Source organism: Leisingera sp., from assembly GCF_034669605.1.
Classification (GTDB): Bacteria; Pseudomonadota; Alphaproteobacteria; order Rhodobacterales; family Rhodobacteraceae; genus Leisingera.
Genome location: NZ_JAXMOX010000014.1, coordinates 1 through 16,772 on the forward strand (window position 1 = coordinate 1; position 16,772 = coordinate 16,772).

Annotated in this window: 16 protein-coding genes; all 16 read left to right on the plus strand. The window is 60.9% G+C overall.

Features of this window, described 5'->3' with window-relative positions:
- Window positions 1-790, plus strand: a 790-nt coding sequence (locus VOI29_RS02930; RefSeq protein WP_323775944.1) for a phage portal protein, incomplete at its 5' end; no start/stop codon positions are given.
- A 5-nt stretch (window positions 791-795) separates the two neighbouring features.
- Window positions 796-2,877, plus strand: coding sequence for a prohead protease/major capsid protein fusion protein (locus VOI29_RS02935; RefSeq protein ID WP_323775945.1), 2,082 nt, complete (start codon window positions 796-798; stop codon window positions 2,875-2,877).
- Between the two features lie 113 nt (window positions 2,878-2,990).
- The gene (locus VOI29_RS02940; RefSeq protein WP_323775946.1) at window positions 2,991-3,362 is read left to right on the plus strand and encodes a DUF2190 family protein; all 372 of its coding nucleotides are present in this window, start codon (window positions 2,991-2,993) and stop codon (window positions 3,360-3,362) included.
- Window positions 3,363-3,367: 5 nt separating this feature from the next.
- A complete protein-coding gene (locus VOI29_RS02945) occupies window positions 3,368-3,685 on the plus strand; it encodes a head-tail joining protein (RefSeq protein WP_323775947.1) in 318 nt (105 codons plus the stop codon).
- Window positions 3,675-4,409: a DUF6441 family protein gene (locus VOI29_RS02950; RefSeq protein ID WP_323775948.1), complete on the plus strand. Its 735-nt coding sequence runs from the start codon at window positions 3,675-3,677 to the stop codon at window positions 4,407-4,409. The genes VOI29_RS02945 and VOI29_RS02950 overlap by 11 nt, the downstream gene beginning before the upstream one ends.
- 3 nt (window positions 4,410-4,412) lie before the next feature.
- Window positions 4,413-4,853 carry an acyl-CoA transferase gene (locus tag VOI29_RS02955; protein ID WP_323775949.1) on the plus strand — a complete coding sequence of 147 codons (441 nt, stop codon included), beginning with the start codon at window positions 4,413-4,415 and terminating at the stop codon, window positions 4,851-4,853.
- A 23-nt stretch (window positions 4,854-4,876) separates the two neighbouring features.
- Window positions 4,877-5,833 carry a phage tail tube protein gene (locus VOI29_RS02960; RefSeq protein WP_323775950.1) on the plus strand — a complete coding sequence of 319 codons (957 nt, stop codon included), beginning with the start codon at window positions 4,877-4,879 and terminating at the stop codon, window positions 5,831-5,833.
- Window positions 5,834-5,861: 28 nt separating this feature from the next.
- On the plus strand, window positions 5,862-6,410 hold the full coding sequence (locus tag VOI29_RS02965) for a hypothetical protein (protein ID WP_323775951.1): 549 nt from the start codon (window positions 5,862-5,864) through the stop codon (window positions 6,408-6,410).
- Between the two features lie 62 nt (window positions 6,411-6,472).
- Window positions 6,473-6,631, plus strand: a complete 159-nt coding sequence (locus VOI29_RS02970; RefSeq protein WP_323775952.1) for a hypothetical protein — start codon at window positions 6,473-6,475, stop codon at window positions 6,629-6,631.
- Window positions 6,621-9,101, plus strand: a complete 2,481-nt coding sequence (locus tag VOI29_RS02975; protein WP_323775953.1) for a phage tail tape measure C-terminal domain-containing protein — start codon at window positions 6,621-6,623, stop codon at window positions 9,099-9,101. Before VOI29_RS02970 ends, VOI29_RS02975 begins: the two co-directional genes overlap by 11 nt.
- A complete protein-coding gene (locus VOI29_RS02980) occupies window positions 9,098-9,733 on the plus strand; it encodes a hypothetical protein (RefSeq protein WP_323775954.1) in 636 nt (211 codons plus the stop codon). The genes VOI29_RS02975 and VOI29_RS02980 overlap by 4 nt, the downstream gene beginning before the upstream one ends.
- A gap of 3 nt (window positions 9,734-9,736) precedes the next feature.
- Window positions 9,737-10,321 (plus strand): hypothetical protein, encoded by a 585-nt coding sequence (locus VOI29_RS02985; RefSeq protein ID WP_323775955.1) that lies wholly within the window; start codon window positions 9,737-9,739, stop codon window positions 10,319-10,321.
- Complete coding sequence (locus VOI29_RS02990) at window positions 10,321-10,719, plus strand: DUF6950 family protein (protein WP_323775956.1); 399 nt, start codon at window positions 10,321-10,323, stop codon at window positions 10,717-10,719. Before VOI29_RS02985 ends, VOI29_RS02990 begins: the two co-directional genes overlap by 1 nt.
- Entirely contained in the window at window positions 10,719-15,938 is a 5,220-nt protein-coding gene (locus VOI29_RS02995) for a phage tail protein (RefSeq protein WP_323775957.1), read from the plus strand. Before VOI29_RS02990 ends, VOI29_RS02995 begins: the two co-directional genes overlap by 1 nt.
- Window positions 15,935-16,390: a hypothetical protein gene (locus tag VOI29_RS03000; protein WP_323775958.1), complete on the plus strand. Its 456-nt coding sequence runs from the start codon at window positions 15,935-15,937 to the stop codon at window positions 16,388-16,390. The genes VOI29_RS02995 and VOI29_RS03000 overlap by 4 nt, the downstream gene beginning before the upstream one ends.
- Entirely contained in the window at window positions 16,383-16,772 is a 390-nt protein-coding gene (locus VOI29_RS03005) for a hypothetical protein (protein WP_323775959.1), read from the plus strand. The genes VOI29_RS03000 and VOI29_RS03005 overlap by 8 nt, the downstream gene beginning before the upstream one ends.

Here is a 16,772-nt window from a genome sequence, read left to right on the forward strand (position 1 = left end):
CCTTCGCGCACTGCAGGATCACGGAGATTGGCAGCTGGCCGAAATGGTCCGCAAAAAGACCGAGGCCTGCATGGTGGGTGTCGTTATCGGCGAGGATGGCGACGGCAACACCAGCGCCGCGGCGACCGTTGAGGATCAGGACGGAAATCCGATTGAAAATTTAGAGCCTGGCCTTTTCGCCTATGCCCGAAACGGCAAGGATATCAAGTTCAACTCCCCCAGCCACGCGGGCGGGGTTCGCGAGTGGAATGTGACCCAGCTGCACATCGTGTCAGCAGGATTCCGGGTACCCTACGCGCTGGCCACCAACGACCTGCGGGAGGCCAATTTCTCGAGCTCTCGGGTCGGCATCAATGAATTTCGGCGCATGGTCACCATGACGCAGTGGCTCTGCATCATCCCGATGCTCTGCCAGAAGCTTTGGGATTGGTTCACCGAAGCCGCCTGGACCGCCGGGCTGCTGCCGACCGCTACCATTCCGGTCGAGTGGTCTCCTCCGAAGTTTGAGAGCGTCAACCCGAAGCAGGACGCGGAGACGGACCTCTTGGAGACCCGTGCGGGCTTCACCTCGCTGAAGGAGCAGATTTCGAAGCGAGGCTACAACGCTGAAGAGGTCCTGGGGGAAATCGACGCCATGAACAAGCTCATCGACAAGATGGGCATGATCTTCGACTCCGATCCCCGCCATGTGACCCGTCAGGGCATGTTCCAAACCGAACCCACCAGCGAGCCGCCGACGGCGGACGGCTCCGATGATCCGGCGCCTGACGCCGACGAGCAGAAGGACTGATCAGAATGGCAAAGGATACCGTTGAACTCCCCCTGATCGGGCGGGAGGCGACCGTTGTCGCCGAATCCATCGACAACGAGGAGCGCACGATTGAGGTGGTCTGGACCACCGGGGCCACCGTCCAGCGTTACCGCTGGGAGGGCTGGGATGTTGTTGAATACGACGAAGAGCTGGAAGTGTCTGAGCGCGCCCTGCGCCTGGACCGCCTCAACGGCGGGGCGCCGTTCCTCGACAGCCACCGAAGCTGGGACTCGAGAAACACCCTTGGGGCTGTCGTTCCGGACAGTGTCCGCATCAAGGGCGGCAAGGGCACCGCGAAAATCCGCCTGACGGCGGCCGAGGATGCCAAGCCGATCATTGATCGCATCCTTGAGCGGACGATCAACAAGGTTTCCGTAGGCTACCGCGTCCACCAGTACGATATCCGCGCCGCTGAGAAGAAAGGCGAGCGCGACCTGTACCGGGCTATCGATTGGGAGCCCTACGAGATTTCGGCCGTCGCTATGCCGGCCGACCCGGGCGCAAACATTCGCTCGGAAGAACCGGGGCGGCAGGTGAGCCGCTTCGCTTGTGTCCTGCATCGTCAGGGCGAAACCGCCGCAGCCGCGGCCATGGAGAAAGGGACCACCATGTCCAAACCGAAACAGCCCGCGGCCGGGCAGGAAGTCCGCAATGCGCCCGGGTCTGAAGTCGAAACCCGCGCGCCTGAAGCGCCCGCGACCCCCGCTGCCACCCCGGCGCCCGCCGCCCCGGAAGCGCGGGAAACTCCGGAGGAAATCGCTGCACGTGCCGTTGTCGCGGAGCGCGAGCGCACCGGCGCGATCACCGACCTGTGCCGTCGCCACGGCCTTGAAGACGCATTCGAGGCGGACCTGATCCGCTCGGGCGCGACCATCGAGCAGGTGCGTGCGAAGGTCCTGGACAAGCTGGCGGAAACCGACCCTCTGGAGGGCCGGACCTATGAGCCCGCCCCGGCGCAGGTGCGCGGCGAAAGTGCAAACGACATTGCCTTCCGCGATGCGCTGCACAACGCTCTGATGCACCGGATCAACCCCGGCGTTAACGAGCTGTCCGATGCGGGCCGCCAGTTCCGCGGCCTGACTCTGCTGGATATCGGCCGCGAAAACCTGGAACGCCGCGGCGTGTCCACCCGCGGCATGGCCCGCATGGAGATTGCGGCGCAGCTGTTCGGCCGTGCTGCCGGCTATCACTCCACCAGCGACTTCCCGACGATCCTGGCGAACGTCGCGAACCAGACCCTGCGGGCCGCCTACGACGAAATCCCGCGCACCTTCCAGGCCTGGGCCCGCCGGGAAACCATCACCGACTTCAAGCCGGTGACCCGCGTGCAGCTGTCGGGTGCGCCCGACCTCGAGAAGGTACTGGAATCCGGCGAATTCCAGTATGGCACCATGGGCGAGGCCAAAGAGGTCTACGCGCTGTCGACCTACGGCAAGATCATCGGCTTCACTCGCCAGATGCTGATCAACGATGATCTGGGCGCCTTCACCCGCGTTACGCAGGCCTTCGGAGCCCGCGCCGCCGACCTCGAGGGTGATATCGTCTATGCAATCCTGCAGCAGAACCCGGCTATGGGCGACGGCACCAATCTGTTCCATGCCGATCACGGCAACCTGGGCGCGGCGGCTGTGATCAATGAAGCGTCCCTGACGGCGGCATACCGCGCGTATGCCAAGCAGACCGGCATCGAGGGTCACAAGATCAGCGTTAACCCGTCCTTTTTGATCGCGCCTCCGGGCCAGCGTGTGGTTGAAGCGCGCAAGATCCTCACCTCGACCACGCCGAACAGCACCAGCGAGGTGAACGTCTACGCGAACCAGCTGCAGGTCGTTTCCGAGCGCCGTCTGATCCCCGACTCCGGTCAGGACCCGTGGTTCCTTTCGGCCATGCCGACGATGATCGACACCGTCGAGTATGCGTACCTGGACGGCAACGATGGCGTGTTCACCGAGACCCGCACCGGGTTCGAGGTGGACGGCATCGAGATCAAGGCCCGCCACGACTTCGCGGCCAAGGCCATCGATCACCGCGGCATGTACAAAAACCCGGGCGCAGCGCCGGCGTAATGATCTGAGGCCGCCGTCCCGACCGCCTGGGCGGCCTCGATCTGCCCGGCCTGTGTCTCCTGCAGGCCGGGCACCAGCTTCTTGTTCCCTCTCCCTCCGAAAGGACCGAACCAATGAAAAACTTCAAGTCTCAGGGCAACACCCTGACTTTCACCGCCGCCGCCGACTATTCCAGCGGCGATGGCGTTCTGCTGGACACCCTGTTCGGCGTGGCCGCGGGCGACATTGCCAGCGGCGAGGAAGGTGTTCTGAACCTGCAGGGCGTCTATGAGTTGCCCAAGGTAGGCTCTCAGGCCTGGACCGTCGGTGCCGCCGTGTACTGGGACGACGCCAACAGCCGCTGCACCACCGTCGCCGAGGACGCGGCTCTGATCGGCTGTGCCGTGGCACCTGTCGGTTCCGGCGCGGAAGATACCCTGGGCGTTGTTCGGCTGAACGGCATTGCGGGGCTGGGTGCCGTCGTGCCTGTCACCAACGCGGTCTAATCGACATGACCGTCTTCGGCGCCGCCATCAACGCGATTTTCGCGGACCCGAACATGTCGGTTTCCGCCGAGTATCGCGTTGGCGGCTCCGACCCAGCCGTGACCGTGCGCGTGATCAAGTCCTCGCCCGATGTGGCGACCGACTGGAACCGCGCCAGTTTCGTGCAGGCCTCGATCATCTTTGACGTCCGCAAGTCCGAAGTTCCGACCCCCGAGGTAGGCGACACCTTTACCATCGGCGGGGAGGTCTTTGCCATCCGGGAGGAGCCGCAGCGGGACACCGAGGGTCTATGCTGGAAGCTGGGCATGCGTGATGGCGCTTAGGTTCAACATAAAGCATGACGGCCGCGATCCTCTGGCCATGATGCTGGACGAGATCATTGAGGCGGAGAAAGCCGTCTCATATGGAACCAAAGAGGCCGGTCGCGGCCTGTTGAAGGACTGGCGCGGCCAGGTCCGTTCCTCTCTCAGCTACCGAATGGCCGGCGCTCTGCGCGCCCGCAACTATCCCGACCGGCAGAACAGTATAAACGCGGCATCTCTGGTCTACGCGCCCAGCAACAAGGGGTCCAAGCGGCTCGCCCCCCTTTACGGGAAAGACCCCGGCGCCAGCGCCTCAGAGGTGCTGGAGGCACATGACAAGGGGGCGACCATTCGGTCCCCGAACGGGTTTTTCCTGGCGATCCCACTGGGCAAGGCGGCGCGCATGCGTGGCGCCGACACCACGGGCCGCGGCGACCGGTCCCGCATCACACCTGGCGGCTGGGAGCGGCGCACAGGCCGCCAGCTGCGCCTGGTCTACCGAAAGGGCCAGAACAGCCTGCTGGTGGATGATGGCGCCGTGGCGCCCGGGAACCAGATGAAGTGGCGCGGCGGCCGCGGCGGAGGGCGTTATACCTCTCCCCGCGCGATCAAGCGGCGGGAGCCGATACCGATTTTCGTCCTGGTCCCACAGGTCAAGCTCCGCAAGAAGCTGGACCTCGATCGGGATGCCATCAAATGGGGCGGCCAGCTGCCAGCGCTCATTCTGAAAAACTGGAAAGGCTGAGACGTGCCGGACAGCAAGAAAGAGCAGGTTCTGAAGGCGTTCTTCACCGCGCTGCAAGCCAATATCCCAGCGGGGGTAACGCTGGTGCGCAACCAGATTGTACCGACCAGGATCCCCGCGGAAGGATGGGTCTGCCTGGGCGATGGCGATCCGGGCCAGCCGGAGTTTCTGTTCTCCCCGCCGACCTACATCTACGACCACTCTGCGGAGGTGGACGTGGTGGTCGAAGGGGACGACCAGGCGGCGCGGGACGCGCTGTTTGACACGCTGACCCAGGCGGTAGGCTCCGCCATTGCCGCCGATCGCACCCTTGGGGGCTTGTGCGACTATGCGTTGGGCGAGGCCCCGGCTCCGGTCGAGCTGGAAGCCCCCGGAACCGAAAGCATGAAGGCCGCCACCATCGGCGTGATCCTTACCTACGGCTCGAGCGACCCTCTGGCCTGACCCAACTGAGAAAGGACTGAACCATGGCACGAGCCCAAGGGGCCCGCGCGCAGATGGCGCTCGGGTTTGAATCCGTTTATGGCACCCCGCCTGCCGCAAACTCTTTCTGGAAGGTGCCTTTTGCCTCCAGCACGCTTGGCAGCGAGCAGCCGCTGCTGAATTCCGAGCTTCTGGGCTATGGCCGCGACCCTCTGCCGCCGGTCAAGGACGCGATCACCGCCGACGGCAACGCCGTTGTACCGATCGACGCGCGGTTCCTGGGCATCTGGCTGAAGATGCTGTTTGGCGCCCCGACAACCACCGGTGCGTCGGCGCCCTACAGCCACGAGTTTCTCTCGGGCAGCTGGTCCCTGCCGTCTGCCTCGATCGAGCTGCAGAACCCTGACGTTCCGTCCTACCGCATGATGTCCGGTGTGGTGGCAAACACCATCAATTGGCAGATGCAGCGCTCCGGCCTGGTCACCGCGACAGTCGAGTGCATCGCGCAGGGTGAAGACAAGGCCACAACCAGCAGCGCCGGCACTCTGGAAGAGATGGCTTTGCAGCGGTTCGGTTCCTTCAACGGCGAAATTCAGCGCGAAGGCGCCCAGCTGGGCAACGTGGTTTCGGGATCGGTCAACTACACGAACAACCTGGACCGCGTGGAGACCATCCGGAACGACGGCAAGATCGAGGGCGCTGACCCTTCGATTGCCGCTCTGACGGGCGAAATTGTGGTGCGCTTTGCCGACACCACCCTTCTCGACCAGGCGACTTCTGGCGATCCCTGCGAGCTGCGCTTTGCCTATGAAATCGACGCCGACACCAGCTTCGAGTTGGTGGCCCATGCCGTCTATCTGCCGCAGCCGCGCCTGCCGATCGAGGGACCGGGCGGCATGCAGGCGACCTTTGCCTGGCAAGCGGCTCTCGATCCGGTCACCGGCCGCATGTGTACCGCCACGCTGGTCAATGACCTGGACGGATACGCGAACCCAACCTGATCCCAAAACGCAAATCACAGGAGACATCATGCGTTTGAACCTTAACCTCGGCCCGGAGCGCTATGAGCTGTTCCCGGCCGTCAAAAACGAGGCGGGGGACATTGTGACCCCTGCCGTCGCCTTCACCGCAGAACCGGCCCTGTCGGATGTGGTGGAAGCCGCCAAGGCGGACCCGTCCATGATCGAATTCGCGGACGAAATCCGTGACTTGATTGACGGCAATGAAGAGGGCGGCGAGGTCGACCGCGCCGCGGCCCTGAAGGCCAAAGGCAAGGGCGGCCTGTTGTTCGCCCGCGCCCTGGCCCGCTTGGTGATTGCCGAATGGGAGGGGATCGAGGATCCGGATGGATCACCTGCCCCCGTCACCCCTGATCGCGTCGACGCCTTTATTTCCCTGGCACCGGTCTATGACCGCTTCACCGAGGTCTATGTGGCCCGTTGGCTGAATGTGCAGCATGAAAAAAACGGATCCGCGCCCTCGCAGAATGGCACTACGGCGGGGGCGACGAATACTGCGCGGGGTGCCCGGAAGTCTGCGAAACCTGCCCGCGCCAAATCCACAAGCCGCAAACGGTAGAGGGGCGAAAGGTCTGGTCCCTAGCCATGCGGCTTGGGGGCCAGATGCGTGTGGCCAGTGGAATGTCCACACGGGTGATCGGCTGGGACATGACCGCCGCGCTCAATTTGGGCGATGCAATGGGCATGGACCGGCTCGTGATCGCCGAATTCCTGCCTGACCTAGAGCAGGTCATGGTTTCCGAAATGAACAAGCGAGCCAGTCAGACAGATGAGTCGTGAAAAGCAGATAGCCGTCCGCTTCGCCGCCGTAGGGGGCAATGCCACCAAGGCGGAAATGCGGGGCATCGGTCTGGCCGGCCGCGAGGCTATGCAGGAAATCGGGCAGAGTTCCAGCATCGCGGAATCCGGCATTCAGCACATCAGTGCCGCTGCCCTGAAGGCGCGCATGGACCTTGAGTCCATGGCTACCAAGGCCATGCAAGAGTCCATGCGCATGCGTAGTACCATTCCAGCCGAGTCCGACGTGCAGGCCCGGGTCATGCAGTCCACCGGCGTCACCAGCGCCTCCGGCATGTCCGCATCCGACATGCTGCGGCAAGGTCAGGCTCTGGATGATCTGCGCGCCAAGCTGAATCCGCTGTATGCAGAAATCCGCCGCTATAAGCAGGCGGTAGCCGAGGTGCGAGCGGCTGAGCTGGAGGGCGCGATCACGACCGAGGAAGCCGCCGCAGCCAAGGCCCGCTTGCGCACGGCCTCGCTGCAGGCGATCGACGGCATCAAAGGTATCTCCGCCGCGAACCGCGAGGCGGCCCGAGCTGCCGAGGAAGCGGCCATGGCCTCGGCCAGGCAGGCCCAGCAGCTGGACGACCTGCGCGCCCGCTACAACCCTGTCTATGCGGCAACCCGCCAGTACAAGGCCGCCCTGGCCGATCTGAATATGCTTAAAAAACAGGGGGTCATTTCCTCGCAGGAATACACCGACGCGCTCGATCGGGAAGCCGAGCGCATGCGCGCAAACATTGCCATGAACGCTGCGGGCGTCCAGCAGATGGCCCGCTCTGCCCGCATGGGGACGTTCCGGATGCAGCAGATGTTCTACCAGGTCAACGATATCGGCGTTTCTCTGGCCGGGGGCATGAACCCGTTTTTGGTCATGGCCCAGCAGGGAACGCAGATCGCCCAGATTTATGGGTTCGGCAATGGCGGCGTGTCTGGAATTTTCCGCGACCTTAGCAAGATGGTCACCGGCGTCGTGACGAGAATTCCATTCCTGACCGCCGCTTTGGCCGTTGGCGGCGTGGCCGTTGCTGGCCTGCGCAGTGAGATCAACGATACCGGCAAGGAGGTTGTTTCCTTCGGGGATACCGCAAAGGCCGTGTTCCAAGTGATCGGCTCCGATATCTACCAGTTCATCAAGCCCGCCGTGGACAAGATCTCTGATTGGTTCAGCTGGGCATGGGACAAGGTGGTCGCGGGCGTTACCTGGGCTGGGAATGCGCTGATAAATGGCGTCAAGATCTCGGCAGACGGGATCCGGACCTATGTGAGCACCATACCGGACATGTTCCAGTCAGCCTTCGGCCTGGCGGTGTCTTACGTTCTGACCAAGATGCACGACATGGTCTGGTATGTCGGCCAAGCGATCAACGGCATTGCCAAGAGTCTGAACGAGACCTTTGGCACGAACCTTTCCACGAAGGCGCTGGCGGGCATTACATCCACCCTGGATAAAGCCAGCGGGACCTATCATGAAATGGGTTCATCTGCTGGCGCTCGGGTGGACGACGCCTGGGAGAATTTCCGCACCCGCACGGAGGAAACCTGGGACGAGAACCCCATGGGAGACTTCTACGACCGGGTGGCGGATCAAGCCCGTGAGAACGCTCGGGATCGTAAGAATAAGAAAAACAAGGGCGGGTCCGAGAAGGATGACGTGGCCGATCTGGTCAAGGAGCTGCAGAACCAGTTGGATGTCCTGCGTGAAACCGACCCGATCAAGAAGAAGATGCTGGAGTATTCCGAGAAGCTTTCGGGCGCCACAGACGCAGAAAAGAAGGCTGTCATGGATCTGGTCATCGAGCTCGACCAGGCAAAGAACGGCTGGGAAGCCGTAGGCCTGGCGCTAGGCGACTATGCCGAGGACGCTCAGCGCATTGGGGACGACATCGGTGAAGCGGTTAAGGGCGCGTTCTCCGGCATGGAGGACGCGATCCGTCAGTTCGCCAAAACAGGCAAGCTGGAGTTCCGAGACCTGATCCAATCGTTCTTGGCAGAGCTGGCGGTGCTTACCGCAAGGAAAGGCATTCTAGGTCCACTGGCCGATGCTCTCACTGGGGGCTCCGGAGGTGAGGATCATTGGCTAACCAAGGCAGGGAAGTTTCTCTTCAATGCCAATGGCAATGCAATCAGCAATGGGCGAGTGATGGCATTCGCGAATGGCGGCGTGGTCGATGGCCCAACTTTGTTCCCTATGCGCGATGGCACCGGTGTGATGGGGGAGGCAGGCCCGGAGGGCATTTTCCCTCTGCACAGAGCTCCAGATGGAAAGCTTGGGATTAGGGCAACCGGGTCCGGCGGAGGGGCGCAGCAGGTTGTGGTTCGAGTAATTCTCGATAGCGAAATGCTGAACGCGCAGATTACGGACAGGTCCCAGCAAGTTGCAGTGTCCGTCACCAAGGAATTTGGCCGCTCGGCGCTTCCGGGAATGGTGAAGGGAATTATTAAGGACCCGAGGAAGTCAAACCTATGAGCATAGACACCACCTTCTTTGGCCTTCTCAGAAAGCACCAGATCCGCTTTCGTCTCAGCGAGCCGGTGGAGACGAACCGGCTCGCAAGCGGCGAGGTACTTACCGCGAGCCTAGGCGCCGCCCTATGGGTGGGAGAAATAACCTGTTTTCAGGCGCATTACTCCGTTGCTCAAGAAATTGAGGCCCGGATCGACAAGCTCCAGCGTCCCGGTGAGTTTTTCGAGGCCTATGACCCGCGTTTCAATGGGCCTAAGTCTGATCCTGACGGGGTGCTTCTTGGAGCCTCGACGCCAGTAATCGCCAGCCTTGGCGGCGATAACAGGTCACTCACATTGAGTGGATTGCCTTCTGGCTATGAGTTAAGCGCCGGCGATTACATCGGATGGCAATACGGCACGAACCCAGTGCGTTTTGCCGTTCATCGACTTGCGACAGGCGCCACCGCAGACGGAGCAGGCTTGACGCCTATATTCGAGGTTTCGCCTCATGTCCGCACTGGCGTCACAGTGGGCACTGCAGTGAACCTGGTTCGCCCTCGTATCAAAGCCAGGCTTATGAGCCCGGATTACGGAAATGCGCGCCCGATGTTCACTGAGGGTGCGCGCTTTTCCTTCACTCAAACCCTGAGGTAAGCAGTGGCACTTTCCACACGTGAGGATAAGGTCTCCCACGCCCTGCTGTGGGTGCGGGCAAAGAACCGCTCGACCGGCCAGGAAGAGACCATGGGCCTTTGGTCCGGCGATGATGTCCAGGTGCTCAACGTGAATGGCGAGGACCGGACGTATTACGGCCCCGCCATCATCTCCATGCCCCCTATTGAGGGGGGCGTTGGTTTAGATGTGCGGCAGCATCGCGTTGTGGTTCCGCACCTAACGCCGGAAGTCATCACAATGCTGCGCGAGTATGAACCCAAACTTGCGCCGGTCGAAATCCATTTTGCGGATCTCTCCACCGACACAAGGGAACTCCTGAGTTTGAAGCGGGTTTTCAAGGGGTGGATCAACACTGCCCCAATCGAAACCCCGTCTGAAGGCGGCGGCGGTCAGGCGGAGGTAGCCCTGGTCAGCGCGGCGCGAGCCCTAACAAAAACACTCGCCCTCTACCGTTCCCACGCGGACCAGCAAAAACGCAACGCTACGGACAGGTTTCGGGAGTATTCCAGCACGACTGGTCTCAAGGAAGTCTGGTGGGGCGCGGCGAAAACACAGGGTGGGCAGTAATGAAGCGGCGTGCTCTGAACGGGTACTTGGCCCAAGCAAACGCGATGCCCTTTAAATACGGGACCTTTGACTGCGCGCTGTTCGCAGCGGGCTGGGTGAAGTGCATCACTGGCAAGGATCTGACGCTTGGCGTTGAGTATTCGACGCTGCGAGAAGGCCGGGAGAAGCTGCAGGAGGCCGGATTGGATGATCATGTTGAGGCCGCGGCCTCTCAACTAGGCGAAGTCCCAGTAGCAATGGCCCGGGCGGGGGATGTGGCCTCTGTACCGGCGGGCCGGGGTAGCTTCGGTCTCGGGATCGTAACAGGGGAGCGGGTTGCGGTTTTGACCAGATGGAATGGCGTAGGGTTCGTGCAGCTGAGTGATGCCGTTCGAGCATTCCGGGTGGAGACGTCCTGATGCGTTTGATCCTCTTCTTGACGCTTAGCTTTGCTATCTTCCCGTGTGCAGTAAGCGCCGACCCTGTCAGCGCAGCCATTGTTTCGGCACTGGGGGCTTTTGGCGTCACGGTAACTGCGGCCGCTGTGACCACATTCCTGGTAAACACGGCGCTTTCCCTTGGCCTCTCGCTCCTTTCCCAGGCGCTGGCGAAGCGCAAAGGCGGAGAAGATCGAGGCATCCGGGTCGAGGGTACGACAGTTGGTGAAGATGTCCCTCAAAAGTTCCCAATCGGCCGGTACATGACTGGCGGGCACCTTGAGTATCACGGATCCTTTGGGACGCCGGACGGTGGACCGCCAAACAAGTGGTATGCGCGGGTCTTCAGTGTGTCTGATGTGCCCGGGGTCAGCCTACGCCGCTTGATGATCTCGGACGAATGGACCGATCTTGGAACCGTGGCCGTTCCGGACTGGGGAGTGCCAATTCTTAAGTATCGCAGGAACGGGAACGATTATGCTTTCTTGCGCTTCTATGACGGGACTCAGACCGAAGCTGACCCACTCCTGGTAGAAAAGTTCAGTAGTGATCCGGATCACCCTTGGACGGTTGACCATATTGGTCACGGAGTTGCCTATGCCGTTGTCATGCTCCACGTTGACAGTGAGCAGTTTCAAGGCATTCCACAGTGCCGGTTCGAGCTCGACGGGGTTCCCCTTTATGACCCGCGAAAAGATACCTCCGCTGGCGGTTCCGGTGCCCACCGGCACGACAATCCATCCACTTGGGAGCCGAGCGAAAATCTAGCTGTACAAGCCTACAACCTGTTTCGTGGCATTCCGCTACCTGACGGGAACACATATGGCGGCGACTCGGATGCGGAGGATGTTCCGTTCTCCAACTGGGTTGCTGGCATGAATGAATGCGACGTGGATCTAGATGGTCGCCCGCAGTTCACTGGCGGCCTGGAAATCCATGTGGACGAAGAACCTGCAGCATACATTGAGGAGCTTCTCGCGGCCGGGCTTGGCCAGGTGTCAGAGGTGGGCGGGGTCTTCCGTTCCCGATGGGGCGCCCCGGATACGCCGGTTTTGGAATTTTCGGATGATGATATTTCCATCAGCGATCCGCAGAAGTTTGACCCGTTCCCGGGCCTTGAGGAGACCTACAACTCTGTAAGGATCACCCACCCGTCGCCTGATCACCTCTGGGAACCCATCCAGACCCCAGCGGAGTACAATGCGACATGGGAGGCAGAGGACGGTGGCCGTCGCTTGCCGGTTCAGATGGACGTGCCGGCATGTTTTGACCATGGCCAAGCGCAGCAGATCGCGGCCGGTTATGCGGCGGATCACCGGCGGTGGCGTCGGCACACCCTGACGCTTCCGCCTGATGCGTTCGACCTGTCCGCACTGGACTCGGTGAGCTGGACCAGCCCGCGCAATGGGTACGTGAATAAGATATTCGAGGTGGTCGGTATCAGCTACCGGCCGTTCACTCTCTTCTGCGATATCCACCTTCGAGAACGCGATCCGGATGATTACGACTGGACTGGCGGTCAAGAACTCCCAGCGCCTCCTGTTTCCATTCCGGTCACCCCAACGGATCGAGTTGTCGGCGCGACGGAGTGGTCATTCAGTGGTATTGCCCTGCGGGATGGTACTGGTGAAGACCGCCGTCCTGCGCTGCGCATTGATCTTGTCGTGGGCAGCGTAGAGGACGCCGACGCGGTCGACTGGCAAATCGAATTGGTTGCCGACGAAAGCCACGTCGCCGCCGGAGCCGTGCGCGCGAACGAGGACGGTGTCACGATCGGTCAGGGCATTTTGCCCAACACCCAGTACCGCGCCAGGATCCGCCCTCGCATGCGGGGGCGGACATCATGGACCAGCTGGAAATCAACAACCACTCCAGATGTGCGAATTGTTGAGGAGGACTTATCAGCGGTCATCACGCAGTCCATCGATGATGCCCAGTCATCAGCGGATGCCGCCGCGGCAGACGCTCTGCAGGCTCTCACCGATGCCGCCGCCGCACAGTCTACAGCCGACCTTGCTGTGGGCGATGCCTCTGCGGTGCAGTCGGAGCTTGACGGCTTGCTGGCCGGGTATTCCGGCGTTAGCCTGGAACAGTCGCTGGACGACCTGTTGAGCGACGCGGAAGCCTATACCGACACTTCCGAAGCGGCGTTGAATTCCCGGATCGACCGCAACGCACAGGGGGTTTTCACTTTCGAGGCGGGCGGCAGCAACTGGACGCGCGCGGATGCACCGCTGGACAACCCCGTCCGCGTTCTGGATGCGGATATTGTCAGCACTGACAAGGGTTTTGCAGTGCAGTCCGCTGGTTTTGAGTTTGTGAACCCGGTTCCGGTCCTGCCCCTTGTGGCTGGCCGCACCTATGAATTTGAAATACTGGTGCGCTGCACAGTGGATAGCACCGTTACAGGCGGCAGCCGTGAAAAGATCATTGTGGCTATCACCCATCTGAATGCGGATGGTTCGATTGCGGGGTATGCCGGCACTGCGGGCGTGGATGGATTTTATTCCTCAAAAGATCCCCTGCGCGTTGCCGATGGCTGGGTGACGCTGAAATGCCGGTATACACCCAGTGGTGGTGCTGCCGGTGACTACATCAGGCCGCGCCTTTACGCCTGCTGGGATAGCAGCGGAACCTATGGGGATATGACCTGGCAGGTGGCGATGTTCCGTTACCAGGACGTGACCAGTGCGCAGGTAATCGAAGCCGATCTGCAGAACAACTACTACACTGCTGTGAATACCGATGCAGCCATTGCCGCCCGTGAACTGATCCTGCAAGGGCAGATTGATGATACCGACGCCAACCTGACCGCGAATTATTACACTGCCGTTGAAACGGACAGTGCCATTGCCGCGCGTGAATTGATCCTGCAAGGGCAGATTGATGATACCGACGCCAACCTGACCGCGAACTATTACACCGCCGCCAGCACCGACGCGGCCATTGCCGCCCGTGAACTGATCCTGCAAGGGCAGATTGACGGCACCGACGCCAATCTGACCGCGAACTATTACACGTCGGCTGAAACGGACAGTGCTGTTGCGCTGTCGGACCAAACACTGCAGGCAAATATCGACACGACCCGCGCCATGGACCTGCCTACTGATTTCACGGATGGCGACAAGTTCTGGGCCAGTAGCGTCAATGGCTCGCCGAAACCTGCCGGAGAAACCGGCGCAGCTGACGCGGTGCATGCTGATTGGAGCTTAATCACGAGCGGTAACGGCTATCGGGTCATGAACCTGGCGCCAACGGAAATCAACGGAAATACTCGGTACATGTGCCAGCGGGGCGTATTCACGCCGGTGCCGGGCCGCCGCTACCGTATCCGGGTTTACTGCACCCTGTGGGGGACCGTCACATCTGGAACCCCCAAGGCCAGCCTGTTCTTCCGCAAGCTGGACAAAGACTATACCTATCTAGGTGAGGCGCCTGGTTTCAGCACCAAAACGCTGACTGTGGGCGGCTGGCATATGTATGAAACTGAGGTTTTGTGCGATGACAGCAATGCTGATGCTTTCTGGCGCGCAGGTATGTATGTGCGTGGTGGGGACTTCACAATGGATACCGCCACTGGCGGCTTTAATATCCAGTCCCTTGAGGTTGATGACGTCACTGAGGTGGAAAGCCTGTCCGGTGAAATCACCGACATCAGGAATACAGACGTCAACGCCCTGACCGGGACGGCGCTGGCCACATTGTTCACCCAGCTGAACACGGACAGCGGCGGTACGTCAGCGACCGTTACCAGCCTGTTGGGGACGCAGTCGGATGTCGACGGATTTGCGCTGGCCTTTGCAGGACTGACCGTCGAGACAAGTTCAGGTAAGATCGCAGGCTTCAAGGCAACCAGCTGGTCGGACCCTGACGGCACCGGCGGTGCGGTGCTGGAACTTTTGGGCGACGTGATCGCTGAAGGCACTATGGCAGCGAACAAGCTTGTCGTCGGCCTGGGCAAGAACCTGCTGGAAAACAGCGACTTCATCCACGGTGTAACGTCGTTCGAATGGCTCACCAGTGGCGCGGTCGGTTCTGGTGCTGATCACATCATCCGCAACGACGGGAACTATTCGAACGCATTCTACCCAACAATAAGACTGCGCACCTACGCTAATAACAGCACTGGAGGTCACGTCAGCATCAGCTTCCGGCCAGCTTCTGATAATGCCGGTGCATTGGGCGCGGGCTATATCTGCACGCCGGGCGAGTTTTTCGAATTCTCAGCCCAGCTGGCAGTGAGACGGGTCAACGTTGCGATGCGCGTCTATTGGTACAACTCCGCTGGGGAGGAAATTGGCAACACTCTGGCTTATGGCAATAACTGGGGATCGGGTACAGAAGGCAGCAACAGCGACCTCGCGTCCTGGTTTCGTTATGGCGGCATCGTTGAGGTACCTGCGGACCTCGGCGGTCAAGTCCCGGCCTTCTGCCGGCCGAATGTTCGCATTATCGGTACGGACGTTGACGGTGGCGCGCAGGTCGCGGACCTCCACATTCTGCGACCGATGTTTGCCAAAGCGAATAGCTTGGAGGACCGCCTATCCCCTTACAGCCCGAGCGGCACCGGATTGTGGGACGGCGGTCGCCTGGTTGCGGATAGCATCACCGCGCAAAGCGGCGTCATTGCTGATCTGGCCGTTGGGCGCTTGAAGCTTGCCACTGGTTCCGTGACGGAACTAGTGCGACTGTCCAAGACTGACTCTACCACCGTTGCCTATAATGCAGGCAGCCGCACGACCTCGCAGTCGGATGTCAACACCTATTACGCTGCCAACGGCACCACCAACATGCATCATGTAACCAGCGCCAAACTGTCCTACACAGTGCCGTCGACTGATCCGCCAGAAAAGCTGCTGATCATGCCGTCCGCACGCATGGGGATGACGTTCTGGGATTACAATACCGGAGCAAGCCGTGCCTACAACCTGACTGCTGGCACGCGTGTTCGAGTTGACGGGTCCGACGCGCTGGGGTTCCTGGTACCGGGGAGCAACTACAGTTTCTATCGAACCGCGCAAATGTCGACACCCCTCATTTTCGAATACCCAGACGTCTTGCTGGAACTCGGGACTGATTACTCTGCTGGCGATGTGATCGACTTCGACGTGTTTGTCTACCGCGGTGACAACGGGGCAAACTTCCTATTCGGCTTCAACATGCGGGAGCATACCGTTGACATCATGGAGTTCTACAAATGACGGTGGCAATGGCAGGGAATGGTCGCAGCCTCGCGCGGAAGGCAAATCTGATCGCATATGACGAGCTGACAGGGGAAATTTTGCAAACAGCACTCCTGCGCCCCCAGCGTTTCGCCAGTTTCACTGTCACAGGTAAGGCGCTGCACCTGCTCGAAGAGGTGCCTGTGTCGGCGGATGAAGAACGTATTGATCCCGCAACGCTCGCAATATTGCCGCGCCCGCCGTCCCCGCTGGAAGGCCAGCTCTTCACTGCGCCGGCCGAAATAGATCTTTCCTGGTGCCCAGCTGGTGCGCAGTTGACGCTGCACAATGAAGACGGGGACACAGCGCAATGGGTTCTGCCGCTCGCTGATGAATTGGTGCTGACCGATCCAGGCAGCTACACGGTGATCCTAAGAGGCACCTTCCCCTACCAGGAGTTCATTGGAGAACTGGAGGTCAAAGATGCCTAGCTTCGGCCAGAATGCAGAACGCGCTCGGGAAAGGCGGTCCGCCGCACTTATTGCCGAACTGGAGCGCCGCCTGGAGGCTGGTTTCGACTACAACTTCGGGGAAGATCGGGGTGTGCACCGGATCGGGACCACTAAAGGCGACATGGCGCGCTGGGTAAATGAAGTTTCGCCAGCTGCCACGGCGTTAATTAATTTGGGCCAGCCGGACGGCGCTATCAGGATCAAGACAGACACGGGCCCTGTGAGCGTTACAGCATTCGAGTGGCAGCAAATACTGGCCGCCGCAGCGATGGTGCGCCAGCCTGCCTACCAAGCCTACTTCGACCTGAAGGCAACTGACCCAATCCCTTCTGATTTCAACGACGACAAGTACTGGCCGTAA

Bases quoted from the DNA above. Each gene is read 5' to 3' on its own strand.
- VOI29_RS02935 (WP_323775945.1), top strand. From the start codon at position 796: ATGGCAAAGGATACCGTTGAACTCCCCCTGATCGGGCGGGAGGCGACC.
- VOI29_RS02940 (WP_323775946.1), top strand. From the start codon at position 2,991: ATGAAAAACTTCAAGTCTCAGGGCAACACCCTGACTTTCACCGCCGCC.
- VOI29_RS02945 (WP_323775947.1), top strand. From the start codon at position 3,368: ATGACCGTCTTCGGCGCCGCCATCAACGCGATTTTCGCGGACCCGAAC.
- VOI29_RS02950 (WP_323775948.1), top strand. From the start codon at position 3,675: ATGGCGCTTAGGTTCAACATAAAGCATGACGGCCGCGATCCTCTGGCC.
- VOI29_RS02960 (WP_323775950.1), top strand. From the start codon at position 4,877: ATGGCACGAGCCCAAGGGGCCCGCGCGCAGATGGCGCTCGGGTTTGAA.
- VOI29_RS02965 (WP_323775951.1), top strand. From the start codon at position 5,862: ATGCGTTTGAACCTTAACCTCGGCCCGGAGCGCTATGAGCTGTTCCCG.
- VOI29_RS02970 (WP_323775952.1), top strand. From the start codon at position 6,473: ATGTCCACACGGGTGATCGGCTGGGACATGACCGCCGCGCTCAATTTG.
- VOI29_RS02975 (WP_323775953.1), top strand. From the start codon at position 6,621: ATGAGTCGTGAAAAGCAGATAGCCGTCCGCTTCGCCGCCGTAGGGGGC.
- VOI29_RS02980 (WP_323775954.1), top strand. From the start codon at position 9,098: ATGAGCATAGACACCACCTTCTTTGGCCTTCTCAGAAAGCACCAGATC.
- VOI29_RS02990 (WP_323775956.1), top strand. From the start codon at position 10,321: ATGAAGCGGCGTGCTCTGAACGGGTACTTGGCCCAAGCAAACGCGATG.
- VOI29_RS02995 (WP_323775957.1), top strand. From the start codon at position 10,719: ATGCGTTTGATCCTCTTCTTGACGCTTAGCTTTGCTATCTTCCCGTGT.
- VOI29_RS03000 (WP_323775958.1), top strand. From the start codon at position 15,935: ATGACGGTGGCAATGGCAGGGAATGGTCGCAGCCTCGCGCGGAAGGCA.
- VOI29_RS03005 (WP_323775959.1), top strand. From the start codon at position 16,383: ATGCCTAGCTTCGGCCAGAATGCAGAACGCGCTCGGGAAAGGCGGTCC.